Source organism: Lentibacillus salicampi, assembly GCF_004565465.1.
GTDB classification, from domain to species: domain Bacteria; phylum Bacillota; class Bacilli; order Bacillales; family Amphibacillaceae; genus Lentibacillus; species Lentibacillus salicampi.
The window spans coordinates 1-9,180 of sequence record NZ_SRHY01000066.1; the positions used below are offsets into that span (position 1 = coordinate 1).

At 44.5% G+C, this 9,180-nt stretch carries 7 protein-coding genes; all 7 read left to right on the forward strand.

All coding sequences use genetic code 11. The features are described from left to right. Positions 1-323 precede the first annotated feature (323 nt). The 7 genes from E4U82_RS18755 to E4U82_RS18785 all read left to right on the forward strand — a co-directional run bounded on the left by E4U82_RS18755 (position 324) and on the right by E4U82_RS18785 (position 9,057). The gene (locus tag E4U82_RS18755) at positions 324-1,634 is read left to right on the forward strand and encodes a Na+/H+ antiporter family protein (RefSeq protein ID WP_135111772.1); all 1,311 of its coding nucleotides are present in this window, start codon (positions 324-326) and stop codon (positions 1,632-1,634) included. Positions 1,635-1,701: 67 nt separating this feature from the next. Next, positions 1,702-2,502 (forward strand): delta-lactam-biosynthetic de-N-acetylase, encoded by an 801-nt coding sequence (gene pdaA / locus E4U82_RS18760; protein ID WP_135111773.1) that lies wholly within the window; start codon positions 1,702-1,704, stop codon positions 2,500-2,502. 124 nt (positions 2,503-2,626) lie between these two features. Next, on the forward strand, positions 2,627-4,207 hold the full coding sequence (gene mbcS, locus E4U82_RS18765; protein WP_135111774.1) for an acyl-CoA synthetase MbcS: 1,581 nt from the start codon (positions 2,627-2,629) through the stop codon (positions 4,205-4,207). 467 nt (positions 4,208-4,674) lie between these two features. Next, positions 4,675-6,807, forward strand: coding sequence for an ATP-dependent Clp protease ATP-binding subunit (locus E4U82_RS18770; RefSeq protein WP_135111775.1), 2,133 nt, complete (start codon positions 4,675-4,677; stop codon positions 6,805-6,807). Between the two features lie 268 nt (positions 6,808-7,075). Then, positions 7,076-7,942 (forward strand): ComEC/Rec2 family competence protein, encoded by an 867-nt coding sequence (locus E4U82_RS18775; RefSeq protein ID WP_135111776.1) that lies wholly within the window; start codon positions 7,076-7,078, stop codon positions 7,940-7,942. A gap of 76 nt (positions 7,943-8,018) precedes the next feature. Continuing rightward, the gene (locus E4U82_RS18780; protein WP_135111778.1) at positions 8,019-8,864 is read left to right on the forward strand and encodes an SPFH domain-containing protein; all 846 of its coding nucleotides are present in this window, start codon (positions 8,019-8,021) and stop codon (positions 8,862-8,864) included. 13 nt (positions 8,865-8,877) lie between these two features. Then, a complete protein-coding gene (locus E4U82_RS18785; RefSeq protein ID WP_135111777.1) occupies positions 8,878-9,057 on the forward strand; it encodes a type II toxin-antitoxin system antitoxin in 180 nt (59 codons plus the stop codon). The last annotated feature ends 123 nt before the right edge of the window (positions 9,058-9,180 follow it).

Genomic DNA, 9,180 nt, shown 5'->3' on the forward strand with positions numbered 1-9,180 from the left:
AACGCTGCGCATCAACGGTAAAACGCTGCGCATCAACGGTAAAACGCTGCGCATCAACGGTAAAACGCTGCGCATCAACGGTAAAACGCTGCGCATCAACGGTAAAACGCTGCGCATCAACGGTAAAGCCCCGCACATCAACGTGTTGCCGGATCTTTAACCATCTCGAACAGTTAATCTAAAGGCGGTTCGTCACTGAGCCTGCACTGGCAGGTTTGGAATATTATTCTATATAAATTTTCCGCAACAGGCTTGAATTCTTCGCTTTAATGCTTTATCATAATAAAGTAATGTTGAAGAGAAGTGAGAGAGGGGAAACGGAAATGGAATGGGTTGTTGTCATATCTGTATTAGTATTGACCATTCTCAGTTTGTTAAGGGTCAATGTCATCATTGCGATTATCGCAGCAGCAATGACGGCAGGGTTGATGTCCGGTCTTTCCATCGTTGAATCAATTGAAATGATGGTCAGTGGCATGGGCGGTCAGGCCAGTACAGCATTAAGTTATATTTTGCTTGGTGCGTTTGCGGTGGCGATCAGTTATACAGGCATTACGGCTATTCTTGTCAATTTTTTAATCAACGTATTGACCGGCAGGAAAATGATGATGACGCTGGCGATTGCCGGTGTAGCAAGTTTATCACAAAATCTGGTACCGGTTCATATTGCATTTATACCGATATTAATACCACCATTATTAAAATTGTTTGATGAAATGAAAGTTGACCGCCGTGGTGTGGCGGCAGCTTTGACGTTCGGTTTAAAGGCACCGTATGTCATGATTCCGGCTGGATTTGGTCTTCTATTTCACAATACGATTGCAGAAGGGATGAGTGAGAGCGGCATTGATGTCACGACCTGGCAGACGGCGATGGCCATGTTGATACCAGGTTCGGGGATGATTATCGGGTTGTTAATCGCTGTTCTGGTCACGTATCGTAAAGACCGTGAATCGATTCCAGGTGCTGGAGGCAGCGAGGGTAATTTCACAGCGCCGCCAGCGGAGCATGTCACATTTAATCGGAAACACGCCCTGACATTAGTTGCAATAGTAGGTGCGTTAATCGTTCAGATCATCACTCAAAACCTGATTGCCGGTGCACTGACAGGGCTGGTTCTGATGTTTACCCTTGTGGTTGTACCATTTAAAAAAGGTGACCAGGTTATGGCCGATGGTATTGCGATGATGGGCCAAATCGCGTTTGTCATGCTTGTTGCTTCCGGATTTGGAAAAGTTCTGGAGGATACAGGGGCCGTGGATGCACTTGTCGAGATGTCATCAGGTTTCCTTGACCATAACCAGGCATTCATTGCGCTTATTTTATTACTTGTCGGGCTGGTAGTTACCATTGGTATTGGTTCATCGTTTGGAACCATTCCGATTCTGGCAACACTCTTTGTCCCGATTTGTCTGGCGGCAGGTTTTTCAACGCTGGCAACTGCTTCACTAATCGGAACTGCCGGTGCATTGGGTGACGCGGGGTCACCTGCATCAGACAGTACACTTGGTCCGACTTCCGGGCTGAATGCTGATGGCAAACACCATCATATATGGGATACTTGTGTTCCGACATTCATCCACTTCAATATTCCATTGGTTGTGTTTGGATGGATCGCAGCAATGGTCCTTTAAATGCCTGCCATCATGAATAAATGACTACCACGATGGACAAAGTAAGGAAAAAATAGGTGGGGTTGTTATGCGAAAATACATTGCTGCGGCAGTGACGGTTATCCTGTTTTTCCTTACTTTACTGCCATCTGCTCATGTGACACATGCTGCCGGTGGCTATGGTTGGGGGTTTAAAAAGAACGACGAACATCAAATTCCGGATATTGGAAAATACAAACAGATGCTTGAAGAGTATGGCGCTTACTATGCTGATGATTCCGGTGAAAAAGTGGTGTATCTGACATTTGATAATGGTTATGAAGAGGGGTATACAGATGATATCCTTGATGTGCTGAAGGAGCATGAGGTTCCGGCAACCTTCTTCGTGACTGGGCATTACGTGAAAAGTGAGCCGGATTTGGTTGACCGAATGGTTGAGGAAGGGCATATTATCGGCAATCACTCGTACCATCATCCCGATTTTACGGTCGTCAATCAAGACGCGATGAAAGAAGAATTGGAGACATTGGAACAAGCGGTAGCCGAAGTATCCGATCAGAAAAAGATCAAATATATGCGCCCGCCAAGAGGAATGTTCAGTGAAAACACATTGGATTGGGCCAATGAATTGGGTTACATTCATATTTTCTGGTCTCTGGCGTTCATTGATTGGAATACAGAGGAACAAAAAGGGTGGGAGTACGCTTATGAGAATATTATGGACCATATCCATCCTGGTGCGATCATGTTGCTTCACAGTGTATCATCTGATAACGCCAAAGCCCTTGATAAAATGATAACGGAACTGACCAAGCAAGGCTACCAATTTAAGAGCTTGGATCACCTCGTCCTGAAAAATGAACTGCCGGCACCGATTTATGGTTATTGACAGGACGGATTATACCAAAAAGCTGTCTTTCGAATATAAGAGGCAGCTTTTTTAGCATAAAAATTTATTCAAATTTTGTATTAATTCTGATATACTTAAAAAAATGTGTATTGGAGTTGGTAGGATGAACAAGGAAGATTTAATTGCTCCGAAAGACTATAATATCGTTATGGAAATGCAACACTTTACAGTGAAAAACCCTGAGAGAAATGCGCTGGTTTGGCAGAATGATAAAGAAGAATCAAAAGAAATGACTTATGAGCAGCTGATGAACAACGTGAATAAGATTGGTAATGTTTTCAAAGAGAAAGGGTTGAAAAAGGGCGACAAGGTTCTCATTATGGTTCCGCGGCTGACTGAAGCGTATGAAACGTATCTCGCTGCATTAAAGACCGGCATTATCATTGTTCCAGGGTCGGAAATGCTAAAGACAAAGGATTTGCAGTACCGGATCAGTCATGGTGAAGTTAGTGCGGTTGTCAGCTATTATCCGTACGTTGATCAATTCGTGGATGTGCAGGGGGTGGATCAGCTGACATTGTTCTCCTTTGGTAAGTCTGTCGACGGTTGGCACAACCTGGATGAACTGAAGGAAAAAGCATCTGATCAGCTGGAGATAGTGGACACTTCCCGTGATGATATTGCGTTTTTGTCGTATACCTCGGGCACGACCGGAAATCCAAAAGCAGTCATACATACACACGGCTGGGGCTATGCGCATTTGAAAACAGCACCTGAAAATTGGCTTTGTATCAATGAAGGTGATACAGTATGGGCAACTGCAGGGCCCGGCTGGCAAAAATGGATCTGGAGCCCATTTTTATCTGTGCTTGGTTCAGGCGCCACCGGCTTTGTTTACCATGGCAAATTTGAGCCGAAAACCTATCTGAGACTGCTGCAGGATGAAGATATTAACGTGTTGTGCTGCACACCGACCGAATACCGCCTGATGGCTAAAGTGGACAACTTAAGTGATTATCAGTTGCCTGCGTTACGCAGTGCAGTTTCAGCAGGAGAGCCGCTCAACCGGGAAGTCATCGATACATTCCGGCAATATTTTGATGTGACCGTTCGTGATGGCTATGGTCAAACTGAGAACACCTTATTGCTCGGCTTTATGCAAGGTATGGAAGTGCGCCCCGGTTCGATGGGAAAGCCAACACCTGGTAATGACGTAGAAATAATCGATGAAGATGGCCAGCCTGTTCCGCCCAACAAAGTCGGTGATATTGCGGTGAAACTGGACAGCCCGGCACTGTTCCGTGAGTATTATAAGGATTCGGAACGCACGAAAATGTCCAAGCGTGGTGCCTATTATGTAACAGGTGATCAGGCGTCAAAGGATAAAGATGGTTATTTCTGGTTTGAAGGGCGCAGTGATGATATTATCATCAGTTCCGGCTATACAATCGGTCCGTTTGAAGTGGAAGACGCATTGGTCAAACATCCATTTGTTCAAGAGTGTGCGGTTGTCGCAAGTCCTGATCAAGACCGCGGCAATGTCGTCAAAGCTTTTATTGTGCTGCAGGACGGCATCAATCCCGATGATCCGGATTTGGTCAGAAACCTGCAGGACCAGGTGAAAGAACTGACCGCTCCATATAAATATCCGAGAAAAATTGAATTTATTGATGAACTGCCGAAAACAACCTCAGGGAAAATCAGACGAGTTGAACTGCGGGAGAAGGAAAAGGTCAAAAGTTGAAGATCGAAAGAGCCGCTCTATGTTTAGGGCGGCCCTTTTAACGTGAATAGTAGTAGTGAAGCCCTTTTAAATTTAAAAGATACAAAAGTATATAATTCAGGCTCTGCTCAGCCTATGCCAGCGCGAGCCATGTCCGGCTCCGGCGCCCAGCAACTAGCAAACTTCACATTCCTCCACTACGATAAGTCAACATCGGTTCGCTTCACAGCTCACCGTGTTTCCTTTATCTCATTGCGGAATGCTCCAGTTTGTACGTTGCTAAACGGACGCCTGAGCCTTTCTTATTGAGTATGGAATTGTTGTTGCTATGACGGGTTTTTCAGGCACCATCATTTTTTTCAAAAAAAGTTGAGCAAAAACCCTTGAAAGTCAAAGAAGGTCAGAGTATAATAAGAATCAAAGGTCAAAGATAGTCAAAGTCAAACCTTTTAAAATAAATTTGAAATCATTCAAGGAGGAATGACACTATGCAATGTCAAAATTGTGGTATTCGTCCAGCATCTATTAACGTCGCCATGCAAATAAATAACGAACGAATGAATATGCACCTGTGTAATCAATGTTTCCAAGAGATTCAGGGAAGCATGATGAATGGTAACTTTGGTCAAGGCCAGCAAGGAGATTTTGCCAATAAATTTTTCCAAGGCAATTCTCAACAAGGTCAGGGATTCACTGGAACGAAAACACAGCAAGGTGCCGGCAATGGTAACGGCTTGCTTGATGAACTGGGCAAAAACGTGACAAATGCAGCACGTGCCGGACTGGTTGACCCGGTCATTGGCCGTGATAATGAAGTGAAACGTACTATTGAAACACTGAACCGCCGAAACAAAAACAATCCAGTTCTGATCGGTGAACCAGGCGTTGGTAAAACCGCAATTGCAGAAGGACTGGCCCTGAAAATTACAGAAGGCAAGGTACCGGCCAAACTGATGGATAAAGAAATCTATCTGTTGGATGTCGCATCACTTGTTGCGAATACAAGCATGCGTGGTCAGTTTGAAGAGCGGATGAAACAACTTGTACAGGAATTGCAGGAACGTCAGAACGTTATCCTGTTCGTTGATGAAATCCATCTGCTAGTTGGCGCAGGTACCGCTGAAAGCTCCCAAATGGACGCCGGCAACATTTTGAAACCTGCACTGGCGCGAGGTGAGCTGCAATTAATCGGTGCGACAACCTTGAAGGAATACCGTCAAATTGAAAAAGATGCCGCACTTGAGCGTCGTCTCCAGCCAATTATGGTGAAAGAACCATCACTGGAAGACGCTGAACAGATTTTGAAGGGCATCAAAGACCGTTATGAAAAATTCCATGAAGTCCGTTATTCCGATGAAGTAGTTCGTGCGTTCGTTACATTATCACAACGCTATATCCAGGATCGCTTTTTGCCGGACAAAGCCATTGACTTAATGGATGAGGTCGGTTCACGCTTGAATCTTGACAATGCGGAAAAAGATTCAGATTCAATCCAAAGCCGGCTGGATGAAGTGGTCCGTGAAAAAGAAGCTGCCGCTGAACAAGAAGACTATGAACATGCAGCACATTTACGTTACCAGGAAATCCAGTTGCAAAAACAGCTTGACAAAGCAAAAGATGAAGAACAAGTTGTCGATGTGGATGTTTCTGATATTCAACTAATTGTTGAAGAAAAAACCGGCATCCCGGTCACGAAACTGCAGGCTGATGAGCAGGAACAAATGCGTGATCTTGGCAAAAATCTTGAGAAAAAAGTCATCGGTCAGGACGAAGCGGTGCAAAAAGTTGCTAAAGCCGTCCGCCGCAGTCGTGCAGGTTTGAAAACCAAATATCGTCCAATCGGATCATTCCTGTTTGTCGGTCCAACTGGTGTCGGTAAAACGGAATTGTCTAAAGCACTTGCCGAAGAATTGTTCGGCTCACGTGACAGTCTAATCCGTCTCGACATGAGTGAGTATATGGAAAAACACGCCGTATCCAAAATTATTGGTTCACCACCAGGATATGTCGGCCATGAAGAGGCCGGACAACTGACTGAAAAAGTGCGCCGCAGCCCTTATTCCATCCTTTTGCTGGATGAAATCGAAAAAGCACACCCTGATGTGCAAAACATGTTCCTGCAAATTATGGAAGATGGGCAATTGACTGACTCACACGGCCGTACTGTCAGCTTTAAAGATACAGTGATCATCATGACTAGTAACGCTGGAACTGGCGAAAAACAAATTAATGTTGGCTTCAATCGTGATGAACATGAATCAGTACAAACCCTGGAAAACTTAAGCTCCTATTTCAAACCGGAGTTCCTGAACCGCTTCGACAGCATCATTACATTCAATGAATTGACGGAAGAAAGCCTTCTGCAGATTGTTGATTTGATGCTCACCGAACTTGAAGAAACCATCGAAGAAAATGATATCAGCATTTCGGTGACGGACGAAGCAAAACGTGAGCTCGTCCAGCTTGGCTATGACCGCCGCTTTGGTGCTCGACCATTGCGCCGTGTTATCCAGGACAAAATTGAAGATCAGCTGACCGATCTGATTTTGGAAGAAGAATCAATCGAAGCTGTCAACGTAGATGTTATAGATGGCGACGTTGTTGTTGGAAAAACCAAATAAACATTGTGATTGAAAAAGGTAAAGCCGCTGACACTGTTCAGCGGCTTTTTGTGTATTTAAAACATCAATCCGAGGCGACAAACTTCAGTTCGGAATGGAACATTTCAGCTTGAAAGGACAAACATGATCAAGCAAGCCAAAATATGACCACGAAAGCCAGAATTTCCCTTCCCACACATCGAAATGTAATATTTTCGCCAATCATGTCATATAATAGGAACCCTATTTCGTACAAACTAAATGCACTAAGAATAAAAGGATGTTTTTCATGCAACGGCAAAGCAGTATGTGGATATTATCAGTCATTATTTTTCTTTTAATCGGCACACCAGTTGTGTACGCAGAACAGCATCCGGAGATGGATGTTCATTTCATCGACGTCGGACAGGGGGACAGCATCCTTGTTCAGACCCCATCCGGGAAAAACATTCTGATTGATGGCGGGCCACCGGATGCAGGGAAACAGGTTGTCGCATTTTTGAAAGAGCAAGACGTGAAGAAACTTGATTTAATGATCGCTACACACCCAGATATCGATCATATTGGCGGGTTACCCGATGTTATGAAATCGGTTGAAGTGGACAGAATTGTAGATACCGGAAAAATTCACTCCACCCGAACGTATGCCAGGTACATCAGCCAGGTCCTGAAACGGCAGATTCCGATTGAAATTGCTGAGCGCAACGATCTGCTCAAAATTGATCCGCGGTTAAAAATACGCATTCTCAATACCCACAACGGTTCCCAAACGAATAACGAGTCATCCATTGTACTAAAAATCACATTCAAAAATATGGACTTTTTACTGATGAGCGATGTTGAAAAAGAACAAGAAAAGCGGTTAATGAAGCAGCATGATTTAGATGCGGAAATTTTAAAAGTGGCCCATCATGGCTCACATACGAGCACGTCGCTGGAATTTTTACGCGAAGTCAGCCCGAATGCTGCAGTATTGACATATGGAAAAGATAATGATTTTGGCCATCCGGTTAAACGGGTCATGGGAAATTTGCAGGAGGTTGGCACGGCGGTTTATCCAACGGCTGCATTTGGCGATATAACCATTCGGACAGATGGACAGGGTTTTATCATCTTTCATGAAAAAAACCCTCTGAGCAGTTTACACGCTGGTTAGATATTTACAAAAATAAACAATAATGATATCATAATAATATGGAATAAAATAATTTAGGGGAAGGTGTGTCCGGGTGATTCGTGAAAAAGACGCGTGGATGATGAATGGATATGTCGGGATTCTTGCTATTGTAATTCTGGTAGCGGTGACGGTTATGAGTTTTCTGGAAGGACAGATTATCATTGGTGGTATTGCACTGGTGATTGCGATTGTACTTGGAAGCGGTATTACGATTGTTCAGCCGAATCAGGCAGCGGTTGTGATTTTTCTTGGAAAATATATGGGGACGATCCGCAAAGAAGGGATTGTCATTACTGTTCCTTTTTCTGTCAGACGGATGGTATCCTTGCGTGTCCGGAACTTTAACAGCAGCCTGCTGAAAGTGAACGATGTGAATGGGAACCCGATTGAAATTGCGGCTGTAATTGTGTTCAGGGTGGTTGATGCCGCAAAGGCGGTTTTTGAAGTGGATCGGTACGAAAAGTATGTGGAGATCCAGAGTGAAACGGCGATCCGTGCTGTCGCAACGCAGTATCCGTACGATACGTTTACGGAGGATGAGATGACACTGCGCGGGAATGCAGAAGAAGTATCGGAGCAGCTGGCAAAGGATCTTCAAGAACGACTGACGGTTGCCGGCGTGGAAGTGCTTGAAACACGATTGACTCATCTTGCATACTCCACTGAAGTTGCCCAGGCGATGCTGCAGCGCCAGCAGGCAAGCGCCATTATTGCCGCACGCAAACAAATCGTGGAAGGCGCCGTTGGAATGGTTGAGGATGCCGTTGCCCAGCTAGAGAAAAATGGTGTTTTGGAATTGGATGAGGAGCGGCGTGCAACCATGGTCAATAATCTGATGGTATCGATTGTGTCTGACAATGGTACACAGCCGGTCGTCAACACTGGAACAGTATACCAGTAAAAAGAGGGTTATGATGGCCAATAAAAAGAATTTTCCATTAAGGATCGATCCGAAATTGTATGAGATTCTTCAAGTCTGGGCCAAGGACGAATTTCGGAGCGTTAATAGTCATGTAGAATTTTTACTCCGGGAATCAGCCAAGAAAGCAGGTCGATTGCCAAAATCACAGGATAAAAAAATAGGGGAAGACTAGGAGCCTTAGACAGAAGTATAACGGGTTTTATGTAAAAATATGTAAATTAGCGAGTGGAACATCAGATTTTCAATGAAACGGCTTGATCTCCCGCCAAGACAGGAGTAATTAGGTTTTAGACAT